Genomic DNA, 25,072 nt, shown 5'->3' on the forward strand with positions numbered 1-25,072 from the left:
TTTTTATCATTCGTCGTGCGTCAGTATCGCCGGGATGGTGTCATCCTTGCGCAACGTCATAATTTCGCAGCCGTTGTCTGTTACCACAATAGTATGCTCGTACTGCGCAGACAAGCTTCTGTCTTTGGTTTTCACCGTCCAGCCGTCTTTCATGGTACGGATGCGGTAATCACCCGCGTTGACCATTGGCTCAATGGTAAAGGTCATGCCTTTTTGCAGCACCACGCCGCCGTCATCGGCATCATAGTGCAGAACCTGCGGCTCTTCGTGGAAGACGCGGCCAATGCCGTGACCGCAGTACTCGCGTACCACGGAGAACCCTTCTGCTTCGACAAATTTCTGGATTGCCGCGCCGATGGTGCGCAGGCGAATACCCGGTTTCACCATTTTCAGCGCCAGGTAGAGGCTTTCCTGGGTAACTTTGCACAGACGCTCGCCAAGAATGGTCGGCTTGCCAACGATGAACATTTTTGAGGTGTCACCGTGGTACTCGTCTTTAATGACGGTCACGTCGATGTTAACGATGTCGCCGTCTTTCAGCAGTTTTTCATCGTCCGGAATACCGTGACACACCACTTCATTAATAGAGATGCAGACGGATTTCGGGAAACCGTGGTAGCCGAGGCAGGCGGAAACCGCGTGCTGCTCGTTCACGATATAGTCGTTACAGATGCGGTCCAGTTCACCGGTGCTGACGCCCGGCTTCACGAACGGCTCGATCATTTCCAGCACTTCCGCGGCCAGACGACCGGCGATGCGCATCTTTTCAATTTCTTCAGGTGTCTTAATAGAGATAGCCATGTAATCTGTCCATCGGTGTCGATTTTTTCGACAATACTAGTCTAAGTGTCGTCAATGGTATCAGTCAGGCACGCTTCGTGCCAAATTGAGAATCATTAACAGCACACTCCGCCAACAACTGTTGGTTTCTGGTCGTGTTTTGTGGTATAAAGCGCGCCGGACTTCCGATCCATCTCAGATACACAGGCTGGACGGGAGCGACAAATCTCACTTTGTGTAACAACACACACGTATCGGCACATATTCCGGGGTGCCCTTCGGGGTCGGTAATATGGGATACGTGGAGGCATAACCCCAACTTTCAATATAGAGGTTTTAAACATGGCAACTGTTTCCATGCGCGACATGCTCAAGGCTGGTGTTCACTTTGGTCACCAGACCCGTTACTGGAACCCGAAAATGAAGCCTTTCATCTTCGGCGCACGTAACAAAGTTCACATCATCAACCTTGAGAAAACTGTACCAATGTTCAACGAAGCCCTGGCTGAGCTGAACAAGATCGCTTCCCGTAAAGGTAAGATTCTGTTCGTTGGTACTAAGCGCGCTGCAAGCGAAGCTGTGAAAGATGCTGCTAACAGCTGCGACCAGTTCTTCGTGAACCATCGCTGGTTGGGCGGCATGCTGACCAACTGGAAAACTGTTCGTCAGTCCATCAAGCGCCTGAAAGATCTGGAAACCCAGTCTCAGGACGGTACTTTCGACAAGCTGACTAAGAAAGAAGCGCTGATGCGCACTCGTGAACTGGACAAGCTGGAAAACAGCCTGGGCGGTATCAAAGATATGGGCGGCCTGCCAGACGCGCTGTTCGTAATCGATGCAGACCACGAGCACATCGCAATCAAAGAAGCTAACAACCTGGGTATCCCGGTATTCGCTATCGTTGATACCAACTCCGATCCGGACGGTGTTGACTTCGTTATCCCGGGTAACGACGACGCAATCCGTGCTGTTAGCCTGTACCTGAGCGCTGTAGCTGCTACCGTTCGTGAAGGCCGTTCCCAGGATCTGGCTTCTCAGGCGGAAGAAAGCTTCGTAGAAGCTGAATAATAAGGTTTTACCCCTTATTAGTACCGTGTATGAATAGGGGCCCATTACCGGCCCCTTTTTTCAATTTACACTGTTTGGCCCCCGGCCGGGCAGTTCACATCTCCCGAGGATTTAAGAATGGCTGAAATTACCGCATCCCTGGTAAAAGAGCTGCGCGAGCGTACTGGCGCAGGCATGATGGATTGCAAAAAAGCGCTGACTGAAGCGAACGGCGACATCGAGCTGGCAATCGAAAACATGCGTAAATCCGGTGCGATCAAAGCAGCTAAAAAAGCAGGCAACGTTGCTGCTGACGGCGTGATCATCACTAAAATCGACGGCACCTACGGCATCATTCTGGAAGTTAACTGCCAGACTGACTTCGTTGCTAAAGATGGTGGTTTCCAGGCATTTGCTAACAAAGTTCTGGACGCAGCGGTTGCTGGCAAAATCACTGACGTTGAAGTTCTGAAAGCACAGTTCGAAGAAGAACGTGTTGCGCTGGTTGCTAAAATCGGTGAGAACATCAACATCCGTCGCGTTGCTTCTCTGGAAGGCGACGTTCTGGGCTCTTACCAGCACGGTGCACGTATCGGTGTTCTGGTTGCGGCTAAAGGCGCTGACGAAGAGCTGGTTAAACAGCTGGCAATGCACATCGCTGCAAGCAAGCCAGAATTCGTTAAGCCAGAAGACGTGTCTGCTGAAGTGGTAGAGAAAGAGTACCAGGTTCAGCTGGACATCGCGATGCAGTCTGGTAAACCAAAAGAAATCGCAGAGAAAATGGTTGAAGGCCGCATGAAGAAATTCACCGGCGAAGTTTCTCTGACTGGCCAGCCATTCGTTATGGATCCAAGCAAGTCTGTTGCTCAGCTGCTGAAAGAGCACAATGCTGACGTAACTGGCTTCATCCGCTTCGAAGTGGGCGAAGGCATCGAGAAAGTTGAGACTGACTTCGCAGCAGAAGTTGCTGCAATGTCCAAGCAGTCTTAATGATTGAAAAGGAGCCGCCTGAGGGCGGCTTCTTTTTGTCACCCGTCACAGGAAATCAGACAGGCTCCAGTATCGCTGTACTGATTTGCGGCATATCATGTCGCCAGAATTAACCCCCATCTTAATCGTTGACAGTCTCAGGAAAGAAACATGGCTACCAATGCAAAACCCGTGTACAAACGCATTCTGCTTAAGCTGAGTGGCGAAGCGCTGCAGGGATCGGAAGGCTTCGGTATTGACGCAAGCATCCTTGATCGCATGGCACAGGAAATCAAAGAACTGGTCGAACTGGGCATCCAGGTTGGCGTGGTCATTGGCGGTGGCAACCTTTTCCGTGGTGCTGGTCTGGCGAAAGCGGGGATGAACCGCGTTGTGGGCGACCACATGGGTATGCTGGCAACCGTGATGAATGGCCTGGCGATGCGTGATGCGCTCCATCGCGCCTATGTGAACGCCCGCCTGATGTCCGCGATCCCCCTGAATGGCGTATGCGATAATTACAGCTGGGCAGAAGCTATCAGCCTGCTGCGCAACAACCGCGTGGTGATCCTCTCCGCCGGTACGGGTAACCCGTTCTTTACGACCGATTCCGCTGCCTGTCTGCGCGGTATCGAGATCGAAGCTGATGTGGTACTGAAAGCGACCAAAGTCGATGGCGTGTTTACTGCCGACCCGGCAAAAGATCCGTCTGCCACCATGTACGATCAGCTGAGCTACAGCGAAGTGCTGGATAAAGAGCTGAAAGTGATGGATCTTGCCGCCTTCACGCTGGCTCGTGACCACAAACTGCCGATCCGTGTCTTCAACATGAACAAACCTGGCGCACTGCGTCGCGTGGTCATGGGCGAAAAAGAAGGCACTTTGATCACGGAATAATTTCCGTTGACGATAAATACAGGTAAGATTCCGCTTTATTTTGTAGTGGTATCTTACCCGGGCGCGCCTTTGGCGTTGTCATGAATTAAACGCGACTATACTTAGCACACCTGTAGCGCTGTGCTGGCGGATAGTCTGCCTGAGACAAGTTTTCAAGGATTCGTAACGTGATTAACGACATCAGAAAAGATGCTGAAGTACGCATGGAAAAATGCGTAGAAGCGTTCAAAACCCAAATCAGCAAAATCCGTACTGGCCGTGCTTCCCCAAGCCTGCTGGATGGTATCATCGTCGAGTACTACGGTACGCCAACCCCTCTGCGTCAGCTGGCGAGCGTGACGGTAGAAGATACCCGTACGCTGAAAATCAACGTATTCGATCGTTCTATGGGCCCGGCGGTTGAGAAAGCGATCATGGCGTCTGACCTCGGTCTGAACCCAAGCTCTGCGGGTGCTGACATCCGCGTTCCACTGCCACCGCTGACCGAAGAGCGTCGTAAAGACCTGATCAAAGTGGTGCGTGGCGAAGCTGAGCAGGGTCGTGTCTCCGTGCGTAACGTTCGCCGCGACGCGAACGATAAAGTCAAAGCGCTGCTGAAAGAAAAAGAGATCAGTGAAGATGACGATCGTCGTTCCCAGGACGACATTCAGAAAATGACTGACGCTGCCATCAAGAAAATTGATGCGGCGCTGGCAGATAAAGAAGCGGAACTGATGCAGTTCTGATTTCTGTCGTACACTGATAAACGCCGTTCAGAGAGACTTAGGGTCTTGCTGGCGGCGTTTTGCTTTTATCTGGTCTAACTTTTCGGGCATCTCATGAAGCATTTAACACTCCTCGGCTCAACCGGCTCTATCGGTTGCAGTACTCTCGACGTCGTTCGCCATAATCCTGAACTTTACACCGTGACAGCGCTGGTGGCTGGTAAGAATGTGCAGCGAATGGTTGAGCAGTGCCTGGAGTTTACGCCCCGCTATGCGGTGATGGATGACGAAGAGAGCGCGCGCCTGCTGAAAGCACAGCTGCTTGAGAAGGGCAGCCGAACCGAGGTGCTGAGTGGTCAACAGGCGGCCTGCGAGATGGCGGCGCTGGATGAGGTGGATCAGGTGATGGCGGCCATCGTCGGGGCGGCAGGATTATTGCCGACACTTGCCGCGATTGATGCCGGTAAGGACGTTCTGCTGGCCAATAAAGAGTCGCTGGTGACCTGCGGACGCCTGTTTATGGAGGCGGTGAAGCAGCACGGGGCGCGTCTTTTGCCCGTCGACAGCGAGCACAACGCGATTTTTCAGAGTTTACCGCAACCTTTTCAACAGAACCTGGGGTACGCTGACCTGGAGCAGAATGGCGTCGTGTCTATTCTGCTTACCGGGTCTGGTGGCCCGTTCCGTGAAACGCCACTGTCTGAACTGCGTGCCATGACGCCGGATCAGGCGTGCCGTCATCCGAACTGGTCGATGGGGCGTAAAATCTCCGTTGACTCTGCCACCATGATGAACAAAGGTCTGGAATACATTGAAGCGCGCTGGCTGTTCAATGCGTCAGCGAAACAGATGGAAGTACTGATTCACCCACAATCGGTGATTCATTCGATGGTGCGTTATCAGGATGGCAGCGTGCTGGCGCAGTTGGGCGAACCGGATATGCGTACGCCAATTGCCCATTCCATGGCGTGGCCGAATCGAGTGAAGTCCGGCGTGAAGCCGCTTGATTTCTGCAAGCTAAGTTCCCTGACGTTCAGTGAGCCAGACTACGACCGTTACCCTTGTCTGAAGCTTGCGATGACGGCCTTTGACCAGGGGCAGGCGGCGACAACGGCACTGAATGCAGCCAATGAAATTACCGTTGAAGCATTTCTGAATCAGCAAATTCGTTTTACCGATATCGCGGCGTTGAATTTAGCGGTACTGGAGATGATGGATTTGCGCGAACCACAGAGCGTGGAAGAGGTGCTGGCGGTGGATGCAGCTGCGCGTAATATTGCGCGCCAACAGGTGACACGTCTCGCAAGCTGGTGATAAAGCAACCACTAGTCGTCGTGCTATTTGTTAGCGTTGGGCTTCAGTGATATAGTCTGCGCCACCTGATCGCAGGTATTTGACTTTACGTGGTCAGGTGAGCCGTGGTTTTACACGGCTTTTTTATGTATCGGCTTCAGTATTCCTGAGTACCGTTAAATCCTTTTCAGGGACAAAAAACGCGTTATGTTGTCTGCGAATCAACCAATAAGCGAAAACTTGCCAGCGCATGGCTGCCGTCATGTAGCAATCATTATGGATGGCAATGGCCGCTGGGCGAAAAGACAAGGGAAAATACGAGCCTTTGGGCATAAAGCTGGGGCGAAATCTGTTCGCCGCGCCGTTTCTTTTGCCGCCAATAACGGCATTGATGCGTTAACGCTCTATGCTTTTAGCAGTGAAAACTGGAATCGACCACTGCAGGAAGTGACTGCGTTGATGGAATTGTTTGTGTGGGCGCTAGACAGCGAAGTAAAAAGCCTGCACCGCCACAACGTCCGCCTGCGTATCATTGGCGATACCAGTCGTTTTAACTCACGTTTGCAGGAACGGATTCGCAAAGCAGAAGCGCTGACGGAAAATAATACCGGACTGACGCTGAATATTGCGGCGAATTACGGCGGACGCTGGGATATTATCCAGGGCGTTCGGCATCTGGCCGAACAGGTTCAGGAAGGGCTGTTGAGACCCGACCAAATTGATGAAGAGGCGCTGAGCAAGCAAATCTGCATGAATGAACAGGCACCTGTGGATTTGGTAATTAGGACAGGGGGGGAACATCGCATAAGTAACTTTTTGATATGGCAAATTGCCTATGCTGAACTTTACTTTACGGATGTTCTTTGGCCCGATTTTGATGAACAAGACTTTGAAGGTGCGCTGCATGCCTTTGCCAATCGAGAGCGTCGTTTCGGCGGCACCGAGCCTGGTGGCGATAACGCCTGATGGGGGTAGCTTTTGCTGAAGTATCGCCTGATTTCCGCTTTTGTATTAATACCCATTGTCATTGCGGCGCTGTTTTTACTGCCCCCGGTGGGATTCGCTATTGTTACGCTGGTGGTGTGCATGCTCGCCGCGTGGGAATGGGGACAGTTTAGCGGCTTTACCTCGCGCACGCAGCGAGTATGGCTTGCGGTACTGTGTGGCTTTATCCTGGCCATAATGCTGTTTATGTTGCCTGAATATCATCATGATATTCATCAGCCCCTGGTGGCCGGTTCCTTGTGGATATCGTTGGCCTGGTGGGTGGCCGCGCTGTTGCTGGTGCTGTTTTATCCCGGCTCCGCGGCGTTATGGCGTCATTCAAAAGTGCTGCGACTGATTTTTGGTTTGCTCACCATTATTCCTTTTTTCTGGGGTATGGTTGCGCTGCGCGCCTGGCATTACGACGAAAACCACTACAGCGGTGCGATCTGGCTGCTTTATGTGATGATTCTCGTCTGGGGGGCTGACTCCGGGGCCTATATGTTTGGTAAACTGTTTGGCAAACATAAGCTGGCGCCGAAGGTTTCTCCGGGCAAAACCTGGCAAGGATTCATCGGCGGTTTGTTTACGGCCGCGATCATCTCCTGGGGCTACGGCGTCTGGGCGAATCTTGAAGTGGCACCGTCAATACTGCTGGTGTGCTCGATTTTTGCTGCGCTTGCCTCCGTGCTCGGTGATTTAACCGAAAGTATGTTCAAGCGTGAAGCAGGGATTAAGGACAGTGGACACCTGATTCCAGGGCATGGCGGTATACTGGATCGCATTGATAGCCTGACAGCGGCTGTTCCCGTGTTTGCGTGTTTGCTTTTACTGGTATTCGGGACGATTTAACGGAAGGTTTTATGCTGAGCATTCTCTGGAATCTGGCGGCGTTCATAGTTGCACTGGGTGTACTGATTACCGTGCATGAATTTGGCCATTTCTGGGTTGCTCGCCGCTGTGGTGTGCGCGTAGAGCGCTTTTCCATCGGTTTTGGTAAATCACTCTGGACGCGCACCGATCGCCACGGCACAGAATTTGTCATCGCCCTTATCCCGCTGGGCGGCTACGTCAAAATGCTCGACGAACGCGTCGAGCCTGTCGCGCCTGAGCTGCGACACAGCGCATTCAACAATAAAACCGTTGGACAACGCGCCGCCATCATCGCTGCCGGACCGGTAGCCAACTTCATCTTTGCGATTTTCGCTTACTGGCTGGTGTTTATCATCGGCGTCCCTGGCGTACGTCCGGTGGTCGGTGAAATTGCCCCCAACTCCATCGCGGCGAGTGCGCAAATTACATCCGGGATGGAACTTAAAGCGATTGATGGTATCGAAACCCCTGATTGGGATGCCGTGCGACTGCAGCTGGTTGCTAAAATTGGCGATCCGCAGACCACCATCAGCGTATCGCCGTTTGGGTCAGACGCCCGTCAGGACAAAGTGCTCGATTTACGCCACTGGCGTTTCGAGCCGGACAAAGAGGATCCCGTCGCTGCGCTGGGCATTCGTCCACGTGGCGCACAGATCGAGCCGGTATTAGCCGAAGTCCAGGCCAACTCGGCGGCGAGCAAAGCGGGTTTGCAAGCAGGCGACAGGATCGTTAAAGTCGATGGTCAACCATTAACAGAGTGGATGACCTTTGTTACTCTGGTGCGCGATAATCCGGGTACGTCTCTCGCGCTGGAAGTTGAAAGGCAGGGCAGTCCGCTTTCGCTGACGCTGATCCCGGATACGAAGTCGGTCGGCAAGAAGGCAGAAGGGTTTGCAGGCGTTGTGCCAAAAGTGATCCCGCTGCCAGATGAGTACAAGACAATACGCCAGTATGGGCCGTTCAGCGCCATCCTTGAAGCCACGGATAAAACATGGCAACTGATGAAGCTGACGGTCAACATGTTGGGGAAATTGATAACCGGTGATGTGAAACTGAACAACCTCAGTGGGCCAATTTCGATTGCTCAGGGGGCTGGGATGTCAGCGGAATTCGGGGTGATTTACTATCTCATGTTCCTCGCGCTCATTAGCGTGAACCTTGGGATAATCAACCTGTTCCCGCTTCCCGTTTTAGACGGGGGTCATCTGCTGTTTTTAGCGATTGAAAAGCTAAAAGGCGGACCGGTATCCGAGCGAGTTCAAGACTTTAGTTATCGCATTGGCTCGATTTTGCTGGTGCTGTTAATGGGGCTTGCACTTTTCAATGATTTCTCTCGGTTGTAAGAGAGTTAGTTAGGAAGAACGCATAATAACGATGGCGATGAAAAAGTTGCTCATAGCGTCGCTGCTGTTTAGCAGCGCCACCGTATACGGTGCTGACGGGTTCGTAGTGAAAGACATTCATTTCGAAGGCCTTCAGCGTGTCGCCGTTGGTGCGGCCCTCCTCAGTATGCCTGTGCGCCCCGGCGATACGGTTAATGATGATGATATCAGTAACACCATCCGTGCTCTGTTTGCCACCGGCAACTTCGAGGATGTCCGCGTCCTGCGCGATGGTGATACGCTGCTGGTACAGGTAAAAGAACGTCCAACGATCGCCAGTATCACTTTCTCCGGCAACAAGTCGGTGAAAGATGACATGCTCAAGCAAAACCTTGAAGCATCCGGTGTTCGTGTGGGGGAGTCTCTGGACCGCACAACCCTTTCAGACATTGAAAAAGGTCTGGAAGACTTCTACTACAGCGTCGGTAAATACAGCGCCAGCGTGAAAGCGGTTGTTACTCCGCTGCCACGTAACCGTGTTGACCTGAAGCTGGTCTTCCAGGAAGGTGTTTCTGCGAAGATCCAGCAGATCAACATTGTCGGCAACCACGCGTTCAGCACCGACGAACTGATCTCCACCTTCCAGCTGCGCGATGAAGTGCCATGGTGGAACGTGGTAGGCGATCGCAAATACCAGAAACAGAAACTGGCGGGCGACCTTGAAACCCTGCGCAGCTACTATCTGGATCGTGGTTACGCGCGTTTCAATATCGACTCGACTCAGGTGAGTCTGACGCCGGACAAGAAAGGCATCTACATTACGATCAACATCACTGAAGGCGATCAGTACAAGCTTTCGGGTGTTGAGGTAAGTGGTAACCTGGCGGGGCATTCTGCTGAAATCGAATCGCTGACCAAAATTCAGCCAGGCGATCTCTATAGCGGTTCCAAGGTCACCAAAATGGAAGACAGCATTAAGAAGCTGCTCGGCCGCTATGGTTATGCCTACCCGCGCGTACAGACTCAGCCGGAAATCAATGACGCGGATAAAACCGTTAAGCTGCACGTGAATGTTGACGCGGGTAACCGTTTCTACGTGCGTAAGATCCGCTTCGTCGGTAACGACACCTCCAAAGACTCCGTTCTGCGTCGCGAAATGCGTCAGATGGAAGGCGCATGGTTAGGTAGCGATCTCGTTGATCAGGGTAAAGAGCGTCTGAACCGTCTGGGCTATTTTGAAACGGTGGACACCGACACCCAGCGCGTACCGGGCAGCCCGGATCAGGTTGATGTCGTTTATAAAGTGAAAGAGCGTAACACCGGTAGCTTCAACTTCGGTGTGGGCTACGGTACCGAAAGCGGCGTCAGCTTCCAGGTCGGCGTGCAGCAGGATAACTGGCTGGGTACGGGTTACTCTGTCGGAATTAACGGTACCAAAAACGACTACCAGACCTACTCTGAGTTCTCTGTAACGAACCCATACTTCACCGTTGACGGTGTGAGCCTGGGCGGTCGTATCTTCTATAACGACTTTAAAGCAGACGATGCGGATCTGTCCTCGTACACCAACAAGAGTTACGGTGTGGACGGTACGCTTGGCTTCCCGATCAACGAATACAACACCTTGCGTGCGGGCTTAGGTTACGTGCATAACGACCTGTCCAATATGCAACCGCAGGTGGCGATGTGGCGTTATCTGGATTCTATTGGCCAGTCAGCGAGCACCACCAGCGATAATAACGGTTTTGCGGCGGATGACTTCACCTTCAACTACGGCTGGACCTATAACCGTCTCGACCGTGGCTACTTCCCAACGGAAGGTTCTCGCGTCAACCTGAACGGTAAAGTCACCGTGCCGGGCTCTGATAACGAGTTCTATAAGGTGACGCTGGATACCGCCTCCTACTTCCCGATCGATGACGATCATAAGTGGGTGGTTCTGGGTCGTACCCGCTGGGGCTATGGTGATGGTTTAGGCGGCAAAGAACTGCCGTTCTATGAAAACTTCTATGCCGGTGGTTCGAGCACCGTTCGTGGCTTCCAGTCCAACAACATTGGTCCGAAAGCGGTTTACTACGGCGGGAACGACAAGGATAACTGCGATAAGGGTCCAGGACAGCTTTGTAGTTCTGACGATGCAGTCGGCGGTAACGCTATGGCTGTTGCCAGCCTGGAGTTCATCACACCAACGCCGTTTATCAGTGATAAATATGCGAACTCGGTGCGTACGTCCTTCTTCTGGGATGCAGGTACCGTGTGGGATACAAACTGGAGCACGAAAGGTATGCCTAGCGATGTTCCTGACTACAGCGATCCGAGCAATATTCGCATGTCTGCCGGTATCGCATTACAATGGATGTCACCGCTGGGGCCGTTGGTCTTCTCTTACGCCCAGCCGTTTAAGAAATATGATGGAGATAAGTCGGAGCAATTCCAGTTTAACATTGGTAAAACCTGGTAATAATCCGCAGCAAAGGAATGCGTTGGCAGTGTAGCGCTGACAACTGGCGATCGGTAACACGGTCGCCTTGCCACGCAAAGAACGGTACCTTCTGGTGCCAATGGGATGGTAAGGAGTTAATTGTGAAAAAGTGGTTATTAGCTGCAGGTCTCGGTTTAGCGATGGCAACTTCTGCTCAGGCAGCAGACAAAATTGCAATCGTCAACATGGGTAATTTGTTCCAGCAGGTTGCACAGAAAACAGGTGTTTCTGCGACTCTGGAAAACGAATTCAAAGGCCGTGCAAGCGAACTGCAGGGTATGGAAAACGATCTTCAGTCCAAAATGCAGCGTCTGCAGCGTGATGGTTCTACCATGAAAGCAAGCGACCGCAGCAAGCTGGAAAAAGACGTAATGGCTCAGCGCCAGACGTTCTCCCAGAAAGCGCAGGCTTTCGAGCAGGATCGTCAGCGTCGTTCTAACGAAGAACGCGGCAAGCTGGTGACTCGCATTCAGACCGCTGTTAAAGCAGTGGCTGCCGATCAGAGCATCGATCTGGTTGTTGATGCGAACGCCGTTGCTTTCAACAGCAAAGATGTTAAAGACATCACTGCTGATGTTCTGAAACAGGTTAAATAAGTAATGCCTTCAATTCGACTGGCTGATTTAGCTCAGCAGTTGGATGCAGAATTACACGGTGATGGCGATATCGTCATCACCGCTGTTGCGTCCATGCAATCTGCTAAAGCTGGCACGATTACCTTCATGGTAAGCCCTAAGTACCGTGAGCAACTGGCTCAATGCCAGGCGTCAGCTGTTGTTCTGACGCAGGACGATCTTCCATTTGCCACTGTAAGCGCGCTGGTAGTGAAAAACCCCTACCTGACGTATGCACGCATGGCTCAAATTCTTGATACCACGCCGCAACCGGCCCAGAACATTGCTGCCAGCGCAGCGATTGATGAGACGGCCAGGCTGGGTAACAACGTCGCCGTTGGGGCGAATGCGGTTATCGAATCCGGCGTTGTGCTGGGCGATAACGTCGTCATTGGCCCAGGCTGCTTCGTTGGGAAAAATACGAAAATCGGCGCGGGGACCCGTTTGTGGGCCAATGTGTCCGTTTATCATGACGTGGAAATTGGCGAAAACTGCCTCGTTCAGTCCAGCACCGTGATTGGTTCTGATGGCTTTGGTTACGCTAACGATCGCGGTAACTGGGTGAAGATCCCGCAGCTTGGTCGCGTCATTATTGGCGATCGCGTGGAGATCGGCGCCTGTACCACCATTGACCGTGGCGCGCTTGACGACACGATCATTGGCAATGGTGTTATCATCGATAACCAGTGCCAGATTGCGCATAACGTTGTGATTGGCGACAATACCGCGGTTGCAGGTGGCGTCATCATGGCGGGCAGCCTGAAAATTGGCCGTTATTGCATGATTGGCGGTGCGAGCGTGATTAATGGCCATATGGAAATTTGCGACAAGGTGACCGTGACGGGAATGGGCATGGTAATGCGTCCTATCACTGAACCTGGCGTCTATTCCTCCGGCATTCCGCTTCAGCCCAACAAGGTATGGCGTAAAACAGCAGCTCTGGTGATGAACATTGATGATATGAGCAAGCGCCTCAAGTCTCTTGAGCGTAAGATCGATCAACAAGACTAAGCGTCATCCGTTGAACGCTATTTTTCCCGGCCTGTCGGCTTTCTAATAAACCGGCAGGCCGTGTTATTATTGTTATCAGTACATTTTGACAGGAAGAGTATTTTGACTACTGACACTCATACTCTGCATATTGAAGAGATTTTAGAACTTCTGCCGCACCGCTACCCGTTTCTGCTGGTAGACCGTGTGCTGGATTTTGAAGAAGGTCGTTTTCTGCGCGCAGTGAAAAATGTTTCCGTGAACGAGCCGTTCTTCCAGGGGCACTTCCCTGGTAAGCCTATCTTCCCGGGTGTGTTGATTCTGGAAGCGATGGCTCAGGCTACCGGTATTCTGGCGTTCAAAAGCGTCGGTAAACTGGAGCCAGGTGAGCTGTATTACTTCGCGGGTATTGATGAAGCGCGCTTTAAGCGCCCAGTCGTGCCTGGTGATCAGATGATCATGGAAGTCACTTTTGAAAAAACGCGTCGTGGCCTGACTCGCTTCAAAGGCGTAGCGCTGGTTGACGGCAAAGTTGTTTGCGAAGCGACGATGATGTGTGCTCGTAGCCGGGAGTCCTGATACGTGATTGATAAATCCGCCTTTATTCATCCTACCGCGATTGTGGAAACCGGTGCCATCATTGGTGCTAACGTCCACATTGGCCCGTTTTGTATTGTTGGACCCCATGTCGAAATTGGTGAGGGTACAGTACTGAAATCTCACGTTGTCGTGAATGGTCACACGACCATTGGCTGCAATAATGAGATCTATCAGTTCGCCTCCATCGGCGAAGTTAACCAGGATCTGAAATATGCTGGTGAGTCGACCCGTCTGGAAATTGGCGATCGTAACCGTATTCGCGAAAGCGTCACCATTCATCGTGGAACAGTACAGGGTGGTGGGTTGACGAAGGTGGGCAGCGATAACCTGTTTATGGTGAATGCGCATATCGCGCACGACTGTACCGTGGGTGACCGCTGTATTCTTGCCAACAACGCCACGCTGGCAGGACACGTATCGGTTGATGACTTCGCAATTATTGGCGGCATGACCGCAGTCCATCAGTTCTGCATTATTGGTGCGCACGTGATGGTCGGTGGATGCTCCGGTGTGGCGCAGGACGTCCCACCGTATGTGATTGCGCAGGGCAACCATGCCACGCCGTTTGGCGTGAACATCGAAGGCCTCAAGCGTCGTGGCTTTAGTCGCGAAGCGATTACTGCCATCCGCAACGCGTACAAACTGCTGTACCGCAGCGGTAAAACGCTGGAAGAGGCGAAGCCGGAAATTGCCGAACTGGCGAAAAAGCACCCGGAAGTGGACGCGTTCATGGAGTTCTTTGACCGTTCAACAAGGGGTCTGATTCGTTAATGGTCGACAGTCGTCCGCTTACGATAGCCCTGGTCGCCGGAGAAACCTCCGGCGATATTCTTGGTGCAGGTCTCATCCGTGCGCTTAAGGCGCGTGTACCCAATGCTCGCTTTGTCGGCGTTGCTGGCCCGCTGATGCAGGTCGAAGGCTGTGAAGCCTGGTACGAAATGGAAGAGCTGGCCGTGATGGGTATCGTTGAGGTGCTGGGACGGCTGCGCCGTTTGCTGCACATTCGTGCCGATCTCACCCGCCGCTTTACCGAACTCAAACCCGATGTGTTTGTCGGTATCGATGCACCTGATTTCAATATTACCCTCGAAGGGAACCTGAAAAAGCAGGGCATTAAAACCATTCACTACGTCAGTCCGTCCGTCTGGGCGTGGCGACAGAAACGCGTTTTCAAAATCGGACGGTCCACCCACCTGGTGCTGGCTTTCCTGCCTTTCGAAAAAGCGTTTTACGACAGATTTAATGTTCCGTGCCGTTTTATCGGTCATACCATGGCGGATGCAATGCCACTGGATCCGGATAAAAACGCGGCGCGCGACATGCTGGGCATCCCCCATGATGTGCACTGTCTGGCCTTGCTGCCCGGCAGCCGTGGCGCAGAAGTGGAGATGCTGAGTGCTGATTTCCTCAAGACAGCGCAAATTCTTCGCCAGACGTACCCCGATCTCGAAGTGGTCGTGCCGCTGGTGAATGCCAAACGCCGCGAGCAGTTTGAGCGCATCAAAGCAGACGTCGCCCCGGATCTTCACGTCCGTCTTCTGGACGGGCAGGGGCGGGAAGCAATGTATGCGAGCGATGCCGCACTGCTGGCCTCCGGCACGGCGGCGCTGGAATGTATGCTGGCGAAATGCCCAATGGTGGTCGGTTATCGCATGAAGCCGTTTACCTTCTGGCTGGCAAAACGTCTGGTGAAAACGGATTATGTCTCCCTGCCAAACCTGCTTGCCGGGCGCGAGCTGGTGAAAGAGCTGCTGCAGGATGAGTGCCAGCCGCAGGCGTTGGCGGAGGCGCTGCTGCCGCTGCTCGCCAACGGTAAAACCAGTCACCAGATGCACGATACCTTCCGCGAACTGCATCAACTGATCCGCTGTCATGCTGATGAGCAAGCGGCCGATGCGGTGCTGGAGTTAGCAAAATGATGGAATTTGTTTATCCTCACACCCACCTTGTGGCGGGCGTGGATGAAGTGGGTCGTGGTCCGTTAGTCGGAGCCGTGGTGACCGCTGCGGTGATCCTCGATCCGGCTCGGCCGATCGTCGGGCTGAACGACTCTAAAAAATTGTCTGAAAAGCGCCGGCTGGCGCTGTTTAGTGAGATTCAGGAGAAAGCGCTGGCCTGGAGCCTCGGGCGCGCTGAGCCGCATGAGATAGACGAGCTGAATATTTTGCACGCCACGATGCTGGCGATGCAGCGTGCGGTAGCGGGGCTGAAAATCGCCCCTGAATATGTCCTGATTGACGGCAACCGCTGTCCGGCATTGCCCATGCCTTCAATGGCAGTGGTCAAAGGCGATAGCCGGGTCGCAGAAATTAGCGCAGCTTCTATTATTGCCAAAGTGACACGCGACGCCGAAATGGCCGCGCTGGACCTCACTTACCCTCAGTATGGTTTCGCCCAGCATAAGGGATATCCCACACCTTTCCACCTGGAGAGGCTGGCTGAACATGGCGCAACCGAACACCATCGGCGCAGTTTTGGCCCGGTGAAACGCGCCCTGGGACGGGTGTCCTGAATCATTACGCAAGCAATTAAGTAACGCGGAATCTGAAGATGGCTGAACCACGTTTCGTACACCTGCGGGTGCATAGCGACTACTCCATGATCGATGGGCTGGCGAAGACCGGGCCGCTGGTAAAAAAGGCGGCCTCCCTTGGCATGCCCGCGCTGGCGATCACCGATTTTACCAACCTGTGTGGCCTGGTGAAGTTCTACGGAACGGCGCACGGCGCGGGGATGAAGCCCATCGTCGGTGCAGATTTTCATGTGCAGAGCGATCTCATCGGCGATGAAATGACGCAAATTTCCGTGCTGGCGATGAACAACACGGGTTATCAAAACCTCACCCTGCTTATCTCAAAAGCCTATCAGCGCGGCTATGGTGCGCTGGGGCCGTGGATCGACCGTGACTGGCTGGCCGAGCTGAACGAAGGGCTACTGCTGATCTCGGGTGGCCGTATGGGTGACGTCGGCAAATGTCTGCTGCGCGGCAATAGTGCGCTGGTGGATCAATGCGTCTCGTTCTATGAAGAATATTTCCCGAATCGCTATTACCTGGAGTTGATCCGTACCGGTCGTCAGGATGAAGAGAGCTATCTTCATGCCGCGGTGGCGCTCGCAGAAGAGCGCGGGTTGCCCGTGGTGGCCACCAACGACGTGCGGTTCCTTGAGGCGGGTGATTTCGACGCGCATGAGATTCGCGTGGCGATCCACGATGGTTTCACCCTCGACGATCCGAAGCGACCGCGTAATTACTCTGCACAACAGTACATGCGCAGCGAAGAGGAGATGTGTGAGCTCTTCTCCGATATCCCCGAAGCGCTGGAAAACAGCGTAGAGATTGCCAAGCGCTGCAACGTCACCGTCCGCCTCGGCGAATACTTCCTGCCGCAGTTCCCGACGGGAGACATGACCACGGAAGATTTCCTGGTCGCGAAATCAAAAGAAGGTCTGGAAGAGCGTCTGGAATTCCTGTTCCCGGATGAAGAAGAGCGTAAAAAGCGTCGCCCTGAATATGACGAACGCCTGGACATTGAACTCCAGGTGATCAACCAGATGGGCTTCCCGGGCTACTTCCTGATCGTTATGGAGTTTATCCAGTGGTCGAAGGATAACGGCGTGCCGGTCGGACCGGGGCGTGGCTCCGGTGCAGGTTCGCTGGTGGCGTATGCGCTGAAAATCACCGACCTCGATCCGCTGGAATTCGACCTGCTGTTCGAACGTTTCCTCAACCCGGAACGTGTCTCGATGCCCGACTTCGACGTCGACTTCTGCATGGAGAAACGCGATCAGGTGATCGAGCACGTGGCCGATATGTACGGCCGTGACGCGGTATCGCAGATCATTACCTTCGGTACGATGGCGGCGAAAGCGGTTATCCGTGACGTGGGCCGCGTGCTGGGCCACCCGTACGGGTTTGTCGATCGCATCTCTAAACTGGTGCCGCCCGATCCGGGCATGACGCTGGCAAAAGCCTTTGAGACTGAACCGCAGCTGCCGGAAATCTACGAAGCGGACGAAGAGGTCAAAGCGCTGATCGACATGGCGCGCAAGCTGGAAGGCGTCACGCGAAACGCCGGTAAGCATGCAGGGGGCGTGGTTATCGCCCCGACTAAAATTACGGATTTTGCACCGCTTTACTGCGATGAAGCGGGCCAACACCCGGTTACCCAGTTTGACAAGAACGACGTAGAATACGCCGGGCTGGTGAAGTTCGACTTCCTTGGTCTGCGTACGTTGACCATCATTAACTGGGCGCTGGAGATGATCAACGCCCGCCGCGAGAAGAACGGCGAGCCGCCGCTGGATATCGCGGCCATCCCGCTGGATGACAAGAAAAGCTTCGACATGCTGCAGCGCTCGGAGACCACCGCCGTCTTCCAGCTTGAATCCCGCGGCATGAAAGATCTGATTAAGCGTCTGCAGCCCGACTGCTTCGAAGATATGATCGCACTGGTTGCCCTGTTCCGTCCGGGCCCGCTGCAGTCAGGGATGGTAGATAACTTTATCGACCGTAAGCACGGGCGCGAAGAGATTTCCTACCCGGACGTTCAGTGGCAGCACGAAAGCCTGAAGCCGGTGCTGGAGCCCACCTACGGCATCATCCTGTACCAGGAACAGGTGATGCAGATCGCCCAGGTGCTTTCCGGCTATACCCTCGGCGGCGCGGACATGCTGCGTCGTGCGATGGGTAAGAAAAAGCCGGAAGAGATGGCCAAGCAGCGCTCCATCTTTGAAGACGGTGCGAAGAAAAACGGCGTTGACGGCGAACTGGCGATGAAAATCTTCGACCTGGTGGAGAAATTCGCCGGGTACGGATTTAACAAATCTCACTCCGCCGCCTATGCTTTGGTGTCGTATCAAACGCTGTGGCTGAAGGCACACTATCCTGCTGAGTTTATGGCTGCGGTAATGACCGCAGATATGGACAACACCGAGAAGGTGGTAGGGCTGGTGGATGAGTGCTGGCGCATGGGGCTGAAGATCCTGCCGCCGGATATCAACTCGGGTCTTTATCATTTCCACGTCAATGACGACGGGGAGATCGTTTACGGGATTGGCGCGATCAAGGGCGTAGGTGAGGGGCCGATCGAGGCGATCATCGAAGCGCGCAACAACGGCGGCTATTTCCGCGAGCTGTTCGATCTTTGCGCCCGTACCGATACCAAAAAACTGAACCGTCGCGTGCTGGAAAAACTGATCATGTCCGGCGCGTTCGACAGGCTGGGGCCGCATCGCGCCGCGCTAATGAACTCGCTGGGCGACGCCCTGAAAGCGGCGGATCAGCACGCGAAAGCGGAAGCGATTGGCCAGGCGGATATGTTCGGGGTGCTGGCTGAAGAGCCGGAGCAGATTGAACAGTCGTATTCCAACTGCCAGCCGTGGCCAGAACAGGTGGTGCTGGACGGCGAGCGTGAAACGTTAGGCTTGTACCTGACGGGTCACCCGATCAACCAGTACATTAAAGAAATTGAGCGCTATGTCGGCGGCCACAGGCTAAAAGACATGCATCCGACAGAACGTGGTAAAATTACCACGGCTGCGGGGCTCGTGATTGCTGCAAGGGTTATGGTCACCAAGCGCGGCAATCGTATCGGCATCTGTACGTTGGATGACCGTTCCGGGCGTCTGGAGGTGATGCTGTTCACCGACGCGCTGGATAAATACCAGCAATTGCTGGAAAAAGACTGCATACTTATCGTCAGCGGACAGGTCAGCTTTGATGACTTCAGTGGGGGGCTTAAAATGACCGCCCGCGAAGTGATGGACATTGACGAAGCCCGGGAAAAATATGCTCGCGGGCTTGCTATCTCGCTGACGGACAGGCAAATTGATGACCAGCTTTTAAACCGACTCCGTCAGTCTCTGGAACCCCACCGCTCGGGGACAATTCCAGTACATCTCTACTATCAGAGGGCGGATGCACGTGCGCGGTTGCGCTTTGGTGCAACGTGGCGTGTCTCTCCGAGCGATCGTTTACTGAACGATCTCCGTGGCCTCATTGGTTCGGAGCAGGTGGAACTGGAGTTTGACTAATACAGGAATACTATGAGTCTGAATTTCCTTGATTTCGAACAGCCGATTGCTGAGCTGGAAGCGAAAATCGATTCTCTGACAGCGGTAAGCCGTCAGGATGAAAAACTGGATATTAACATCGACGAAGAAGTGCATCGTCTGCGCGAGAAAAGCGTAGAGCTGACGCGCAAAATCTTTGCCGATCTCGGCGCATGGCAGGTGGCCCAGCTGGCTCGCCATCCACAGCGTCCGTACACCCTGGATTATGTCCGCCTGGCGTTTGACGAATTTGACGAACTGGCAGGCGATCGCGCATACGCTGACGACAAAGCTATCGTAGGTGGTATCGCGCGTCTGGACGGACGCCCGGTGATGATCATTGGTCATCAGAAAGGTCGTGAAACCAAAGAGAAAATCCGTCGTAACTTCGGTATGCCAGCCCCAGAAGGCTACCGTAAAGCCCTGCGTCTGATGGAGATGGCTGAGCGTTTTAATATGCCTATCATCACCTTCATCGACACGCCGGGTGCCTACCCTGGCGTGGGCGCGGAAGAGCGCGGTCAGTCTGAAGCCATCGCGCGCAACCTGCGCGAGATGTCTCGTCTGAAGGTGCCGGTCATCTGTACCGTTATCGGTGAAGGGGGTTCCGGTGGCGCGCTGGCGATTGGCGTGGGTGATAAAGTGAATATGCTGCAGTACAGCACCTATTCCGTTATCTCCCCGGAAGGCTGTGCATCCATTCTGTGGAAAAGTGCCGACAAAGCACCTCTGGCTGCCGAAGCGATGGGCATCATTGCGCCACGTCTGAAAGAGCTTAAGCTGATCGATTCCATCATCCCGGAACCGCTGGGTGGTGCACATCGTAAGCCGGAAGTGATGGCCGCGTCCCTGAAAGCGCAGCTGCTGGCCGATCTGGCAGACCTGGACGTGCTGAGCAAAGAAGATCTGCTCAACCGCCGTTACCAGCGTCTGATGACTTACGGCTACGCGTAAGCTTCACAATTATCTGAAAAGCCGCACAATGTTGCGGCTTTTTTTATACCTGCGGTTTAGCCGGACTATGCTTAGCTAATGTTTTTTAAGGAGGAAGCCCATGAATATCATTGCCGTTATGGGGCCACACGGCGTCTTTTATAAAGATGAGCCGATTAAGGAGCTGGAGCAAGCCCTGCAGTCGCGCGGGTATCAGCTAATCTGGCCGCACAACAGCGCCGATCTGCTGAAGTTCATCGAGCATAACCCGCGTATCTGCGGCGTGATCTTCGACTGGGATGAATATGACCTCGAACTGTGCAGCGATATCAACAAGTTGAACGAATATCTCCCGCTGTACGCCTTTATCAATACCCACTCAACCATGGACGTCAGCGCCAATGATATGCGTATGGCGCTGTGGTTCTTTGAATATTCACTCGGCGTGGCGGAAGACATTGCGACCCGCATTCAGCAATACACGAATGAATATCTCGATAACATTACGCCACCGTTTACCCGGGCGCTCTTCACCTACGTGAAAGAGGGGAAATATACCTTCTGTACGCCGGGCCATATGGCGGGGACGGCCTACCAAAAAAGCCCGGTGGGCTGCCTGTTCTATGATTTCTTTGGTGGCAATACGCTGAAAGCGGACGTGTCCATTTCAGTCACCGAACTAGGCTCGTTGCTGGATCATACCGGCCCGCATCTGGAAGCTGAAGAGTATATCGCCCGCACCTTTGGGGCCGAGCAGAGCTATATGGTGACCAACGGCACCTCGACCTCGAACAAAATCGTCGGAATGTACGCTGCGCCTGCGGGCAGCACCCTGCTGATTGACCGTAACTGCCATAAGTCGCTGGCGCACCTGCTGATGATGAGCGACGTCGTACCGCTCTGGCTGTCACCCACGCGTAACGCGCTCGGTATTCTTGGTGGTATTCCGCGCCGGGAGTTCACGCATGAAGCGATTGAAAGCAAGGTCGCTGCAGTGCCTGGCGCTAGCTGGCCTGTCCATGCGGTGATCACCAACTCGACCTATGACGGTCTGCTGTACAACACGAACTGGATCAAAAAGACGCTGGACGTGCCGTCGATCCACTTCGATTCCGCGTGGGTACCGTACACCAATTTCCACCCGATTTACGCGGGTAAGAGCGGCATGAGCGGTGAGCGCGTGCCGGGTAAAGTGTTCTTCGAAACGCAGTCGACGCACAAAATGCTGGCGGCGTTTTCCCAGGCTTCGCTTATTCATATCAAAGGCGAGTACGACGAAGAGACCTTTAACGAAGCCTTTATGATGCATACCACCACCTCACCGAGCTATCCGCTGGTGGCGTCTATCGAAACGGCCGCGGCGATGCTGCGCGGCAATCCGGGCAAACGTCTCATCAACCGTTCGGTGGAGCGCGCGCTGCATTTCCGCAAAGAGGTTCAGCGGCTGAAAGAGGAAGCCGACGGCTGGTTCTTTGATATCTGGCAGCCGGAAGAGATTGATGAGGCGGAGTGCTGGCCCGTCTCGCCCGGCGAAGACTGGCATGGTTTCCGGGATGCCGATTGCGACCATATGTTCCTCGACCCGGTAAAAGTGACGATCCTGACGCCAGGCATGGATGAGCAGGGCAAGATGAGCGAGGAAGGGATCCCGGCCGCGCTGGTGGCGAAATTCCTTGATGAACGCGGCGTGGTGGTGGAGAAGACCGGGCCCTATAATTTGCTGTTCCTGTTCAGTATCGGGATCGATAAAACCCGGGCGATGGGGTTGCTGCGCGGGCTGATGGAGTTCAAGCGCGCCTACGATCTCAACCTGCGGGTGAAGAACATGCTGCCGGATCTCTATGCGGAGGATCCTGACTTCTACCGCAATATGCGCATTCAGGATCTGGCCCAGGGGATCCACAGGCTGATCCGTCAGCACGATCTGCCGCGTCTGATGCTTCAGGCGTTTGATGTGTTGCCGGAGATGAAGTTTACCCCGCACAAGGCGTGGCAGCGCCAGGTGAGGGGGGAGGTCGAAACCGTCGAACTGGAAAATCTGGTTGGACGCGTATCGGCCAACATGATCCTGCCTTACCCGCCGGGCGTACCGCTCCTGATGCCAGGAGAGATGATTACCGAGGAGAGTCGGGCGGTGCTCGATTTCCTGCTGATGCTCTGTTCGGTAGGGCGTCACTACCCCGGTTTTGAGACGGATATCCACGGTGCGAAGCGCGACGAAAACGGCGTTTACTGGGTGCGAGTCCTAAAATAAGGGCGACCGCTTGCATGGTGCGGGTTTTCGGTTGTAACGTTCAGGCATCATAAAAAGGAGAAGCTATGCTGGGTTTAAAACAGGTTCATCATATTGCGATCATTGCGACCGATTACGCGAAGAGTAAGGCCTTCTACTGCGACATTCTCGGCTTTACGCTGTTGAGCGAGGCGTACCGCGAGGAGCGCGACTCCTGGAAGGGCGATCTGGCGTTAAACGGGCAGTATGTGATTGAACTGTTCTCTTTTCCTTTTCCGCCTGCGCGTCCGTCCCGTCCGGAAGCCTGCGGCCTGCGCCATCTCGCCTTCAGCGTCGATGATCTGGATAGCGCAGTAAAACATCTGGAAGCGCACGGCGTGACGTGTGAAGCGATCCGCGTCGATCCGTTCACCGACAAGCGCTTTACCTTTTTCAACGACCCGGACGGCCTGCCGCTGGAGCTTTATCAGCAGTAATCTTCGTCCTGTGTGATAATGCCCGCTCAGTTCGGGCATTTTTTATGTGTAATTCCCTATGACCTTACCCGCTATCGCACACGCCGTTTCACCGTACCGCCAGCTGCTGGTGGGGTTTAGCGGTGGCCTGGATTCCACCGTTCTGCTTCATCGTCTTAAGTGCTGGCGCGACCAGGAGCCTGACGTCCAGCTGCGGGCGATACATATTCATCACGGATTAAGTCCTCACGCAGAGAAGTGGGTGGCGCACTGCGAAGCCTTGTGTGCGGCATGGGCGATCCCGCTCCTCGTCGAGCGCGTCACGCTGGTAGAGGAAGGGTTGGGCATCGAGGCGCAGGCGCGTAAAGCCCGCTATGCCGCCTTTGCCGGGGCATTACGTGCTGGAGAAGCGCTGGTTACGGCCCAGCATCTGGACGATCAGTGTGAAACCTTTCTGCTGGCGCTTAAGCGGGGAAGCGGACCAGCGGGGCTTTCTGCCATGCCGGCGCGTTCGGTATTTGCCGGCACAACGTTACTGCGTCCGCTGCTTGGCGAGACGCGCGCCTCGCTTGAAGCCTGGGCGCGAGAACATCAGCTGAGCTGGATTGAAGATGAGAGTAACCAGGATGACGGCTATGATCGTAACTTTCTGCGTCTGCGCGTCCTCCCGCTATTGAGCGAGCGCTGGCCGCATTTTGCCGACGCGACGGCAAGAAGCGCTATGCTGTGCGCCGAACAGGAAACGCTGCTGGACGAGCTATTGAGTGACGAGCTGGCTGAACTGATTTCTAAAGACGGGGCGCTGGCCATTGCACCGCTGACAGCGATGAGCCCGGTACGTCGCGCCGCGCTGCTACGACGCTGGCTGGCCTCTCATCACGCTGCGATGCCGTCTAGGGCGATGCTGAGCCGTATCTGGGACGAGGTTGCCCTCGCGCGGGATGATGCTTCCCCGCGCGTCCATCTGAACGGTTTTGACGTAAGACGCTATAAAGGGGAACTCTGGTGGGTAAAATCAACGCCCTGCCTGACGGATGTGGTGCTCGACTGGCTTTCTCCTGAGCTTCCGCTGATATTGCCCGCTGAGGCTGGACGTATCTCCCTCATACCGTCTGGTCATGTGCGGCCGCCGAAGCCCGGTGAACCGGTAACGGTACGCTTTAAGGCTGGCGGCATGCTGCATATTGTCGGGCGCAACGGGGGCCGCAAGCTGAAGAAAATCTGGCAGGAGTGCAATGTGCCACCGTGGCTGCGCGACACCACGCCGCTGCTGTTCTATGGTGAAACGTTGATTGCTGCGGCAGGGGTTTTCATCACGGAAGCGGGATGGGCGGAAGACGGGGTCAGGTTTGATTGGCAGAAAGCGTAACGGGCAGCCTGGCTGCCCGTTAGTGTCATCAGGATTCGCTCACCACGACGGTGCCGATTTGCGGGTGGCTGAAGCTGGCTATTTTATCCAGACGCAGCTCACGCGTCGCACCGGCATCTTCCACTATCAGGTATTCCACGTTCTTACGTGAAACCAGATCGTTGGCTTTCGCCTTCAACACTTCGCCATCTTTTAGCTCCAGCGTCAGTAATAAATGATGCTGGCAGGCGAGTTCGAGGTTGTCATAGTCATCACAATTGATGGGTTGATAAGTATCATTCATCGACATAATCGCTCACCAGTAAATTCGCCGCAGCATACGCTGCTTTTTCCCTGACCGACTCTGAAAGGCTCTCATCAGAGGCCACTTCATTAAGCACTTTCAATACACAGCCCAACGCGTCCGGGACATACCCCAGATCTCCGCTGGCGATTTCCGCATACCGTTTGCGAATTAACTCACAATAATTATTCAC

General features: G+C 54.2%; 23 protein-coding genes. 20 read left to right on the forward strand and 3 right to left on the reverse strand.

Features of this window, described 5'->3' with window-relative positions:
* Positions 1 to 6: 6 nt before the first annotated feature.
* Entirely contained in the window at positions 7 to 801 is a 795-nt protein-coding gene (gene map / locus KGP25_RS04495; RefSeq protein WP_045907833.1) for a type I methionyl aminopeptidase, read from the reverse strand.
* Positions 802 to 1,122: 321 nt separating this feature from the next.
* Between map and rpsB the strand changes: the two genes are divergently transcribed.
* From rpsB to tilS, 20 genes are all read left to right on the forward strand, one after another.
* Positions 1,123 to 1,848, forward strand: a complete 726-nt coding sequence (gene rpsB / locus KGP25_RS04500) for a 30S ribosomal protein S2 (RefSeq protein WP_013095653.1) — start codon at positions 1,123 to 1,125, stop codon at positions 1,846 to 1,848.
* Positions 1,849 to 1,965: 117 nt separating this feature from the next.
* The gene (tsf, locus tag KGP25_RS04505; protein ID WP_014830708.1) at positions 1,966 to 2,817 is read left to right on the forward strand and encodes a translation elongation factor Ts; all 852 of its coding nucleotides are present in this window, start codon (positions 1,966 to 1,968) and stop codon (positions 2,815 to 2,817) included.
* A gap of 150 nt (positions 2,818 to 2,967) precedes the next feature.
* Positions 2,968 to 3,693: a UMP kinase gene (gene pyrH, locus KGP25_RS04510; protein ID WP_008501910.1), complete on the forward strand. Its 726-nt coding sequence runs from the start codon at positions 2,968 to 2,970 to the stop codon at positions 3,691 to 3,693.
* Between the two features lie 167 nt (positions 3,694 to 3,860).
* The gene (gene frr / locus KGP25_RS04515; protein WP_008501909.1) at positions 3,861 to 4,418 is read left to right on the forward strand and encodes a ribosome recycling factor; all 558 of its coding nucleotides are present in this window, start codon (positions 3,861 to 3,863) and stop codon (positions 4,416 to 4,418) included.
* A gap of 93 nt (positions 4,419 to 4,511) precedes the next feature.
* Positions 4,512 to 5,711, forward strand: a complete 1,200-nt coding sequence (ispC, locus tag KGP25_RS04520) for a 1-deoxy-D-xylulose-5-phosphate reductoisomerase (RefSeq protein ID WP_048225697.1) — start codon at positions 4,512 to 4,514, stop codon at positions 5,709 to 5,711.
* 186 nt (positions 5,712 to 5,897) lie between these two features.
* Positions 5,898 to 6,656, forward strand: coding sequence for a (2E,6E)-farnesyl-diphosphate-specific ditrans,polycis-undecaprenyl-diphosphate synthase (ispU, locus tag KGP25_RS04525; RefSeq protein WP_047651476.1), 759 nt, complete (start codon positions 5,898 to 5,900; stop codon positions 6,654 to 6,656).
* A 12-nt stretch (positions 6,657 to 6,668) separates the two neighbouring features.
* Positions 6,669 to 7,526, forward strand: a complete 858-nt coding sequence (gene cdsA, locus KGP25_RS04530; protein WP_063620841.1) for a phosphatidate cytidylyltransferase — start codon at positions 6,669 to 6,671, stop codon at positions 7,524 to 7,526.
* Between the two features lie 11 nt (positions 7,527 to 7,537).
* Positions 7,538 to 8,890, forward strand: a complete 1,353-nt coding sequence (gene rseP / locus KGP25_RS04535; protein WP_024907524.1) for a sigma E protease regulator RseP — start codon at positions 7,538 to 7,540, stop codon at positions 8,888 to 8,890.
* A 31-nt stretch (positions 8,891 to 8,921) separates the two neighbouring features.
* Positions 8,922 to 11,330: an outer membrane protein assembly factor BamA gene (gene bamA / locus KGP25_RS04540; RefSeq protein WP_048225699.1), complete on the forward strand. Its 2,409-nt coding sequence runs from the start codon at positions 8,922 to 8,924 to the stop codon at positions 11,328 to 11,330.
* A gap of 122 nt (positions 11,331 to 11,452) precedes the next feature.
* Positions 11,453 to 11,947, forward strand: coding sequence for a molecular chaperone Skp (gene skp / locus KGP25_RS04545; protein WP_045907838.1), 495 nt, complete (start codon positions 11,453 to 11,455; stop codon positions 11,945 to 11,947).
* Positions 11,948 to 11,950: 3 nt separating this feature from the next.
* A complete protein-coding gene (gene lpxD, locus KGP25_RS04550; protein ID WP_023345460.1) occupies positions 11,951 to 12,976 on the forward strand; it encodes a UDP-3-O-(3-hydroxymyristoyl)glucosamine N-acyltransferase in 1,026 nt (341 codons plus the stop codon).
* A 102-nt stretch (positions 12,977 to 13,078) separates the two neighbouring features.
* Entirely contained in the window at positions 13,079 to 13,534 is a 456-nt protein-coding gene (gene fabZ, locus KGP25_RS04555) for a 3-hydroxyacyl-ACP dehydratase FabZ (RefSeq protein WP_010426706.1), read from the forward strand.
* A gap of 3 nt (positions 13,535 to 13,537) precedes the next feature.
* A complete protein-coding gene (gene lpxA / locus KGP25_RS04560) occupies positions 13,538 to 14,326 on the forward strand; it encodes an acyl-ACP--UDP-N-acetylglucosamine O-acyltransferase (RefSeq protein ID WP_045907839.1) in 789 nt (262 codons plus the stop codon).
* Positions 14,326 to 15,474: a lipid-A-disaccharide synthase gene (lpxB, locus tag KGP25_RS04565; RefSeq protein WP_223540037.1), complete on the forward strand. Its 1,149-nt coding sequence runs from the start codon at positions 14,326 to 14,328 to the stop codon at positions 15,472 to 15,474. Before lpxA ends, lpxB begins: the two co-directional genes overlap by 1 nt.
* A complete protein-coding gene (gene rnhB, locus KGP25_RS04570; RefSeq protein ID WP_045907841.1) occupies positions 15,471 to 16,067 on the forward strand; it encodes a ribonuclease HII in 597 nt (198 codons plus the stop codon). The genes lpxB and rnhB overlap by 4 nt, the downstream gene beginning before the upstream one ends.
* Positions 16,068 to 16,105: 38 nt before the next feature.
* Positions 16,106 to 19,588 (forward strand): DNA polymerase III subunit alpha, encoded by a 3,483-nt coding sequence (gene dnaE, locus KGP25_RS04575; RefSeq protein WP_223540038.1) that lies wholly within the window; start codon positions 16,106 to 16,108, stop codon positions 19,586 to 19,588.
* A 12-nt stretch (positions 19,589 to 19,600) separates the two neighbouring features.
* Positions 19,601 to 20,560, forward strand: coding sequence for an acetyl-CoA carboxylase carboxyl transferase subunit alpha (gene accA / locus KGP25_RS04580; protein WP_008501895.1), 960 nt, complete (start codon positions 19,601 to 19,603; stop codon positions 20,558 to 20,560).
* A gap of 100 nt (positions 20,561 to 20,660) precedes the next feature.
* Complete coding sequence (locus KGP25_RS04585; protein ID WP_223540039.1) at positions 20,661 to 22,793, forward strand: lysine decarboxylase LdcC; 2,133 nt, start codon at positions 20,661 to 20,663, stop codon at positions 22,791 to 22,793.
* A gap of 65 nt (positions 22,794 to 22,858) precedes the next feature.
* Positions 22,859 to 23,248 (forward strand): VOC family protein, encoded by a 390-nt coding sequence (locus KGP25_RS04590; RefSeq protein ID WP_023293230.1) that lies wholly within the window; start codon positions 22,859 to 22,861, stop codon positions 23,246 to 23,248.
* Positions 23,249 to 23,306: 58 nt separating this feature from the next.
* Complete coding sequence (tilS, locus tag KGP25_RS04595; RefSeq protein ID WP_223540040.1) at positions 23,307 to 24,596, forward strand: tRNA lysidine(34) synthetase TilS; 1,290 nt, start codon at positions 23,307 to 23,309, stop codon at positions 24,594 to 24,596.
* Positions 24,597 to 24,624: 28 nt separating this feature from the next.
* On the opposite strand, the gene rof is transcribed toward tilS, so the two are convergent.
* Positions 24,625 to 24,885, reverse strand: a complete 261-nt coding sequence (rof, locus tag KGP25_RS04600) for a Rho-binding antiterminator (RefSeq protein WP_024907532.1) — start codon at positions 24,883 to 24,885, stop codon at positions 24,625 to 24,627.
* Entirely contained in the window at positions 24,872 to 25,072 is a 201-nt protein-coding gene (locus KGP25_RS04605) for a YaeP family protein (protein WP_008501889.1), read from the reverse strand. Before KGP25_RS04605 ends, rof begins: the two co-directional genes overlap by 14 nt.

This window comes from Enterobacter sp. JBIWA003 (genome assembly GCF_019968825.1).
Taxonomy (GTDB): Bacteria; Pseudomonadota; Gammaproteobacteria; order Enterobacterales; family Enterobacteriaceae; genus Enterobacter; species Enterobacter quasiroggenkampii.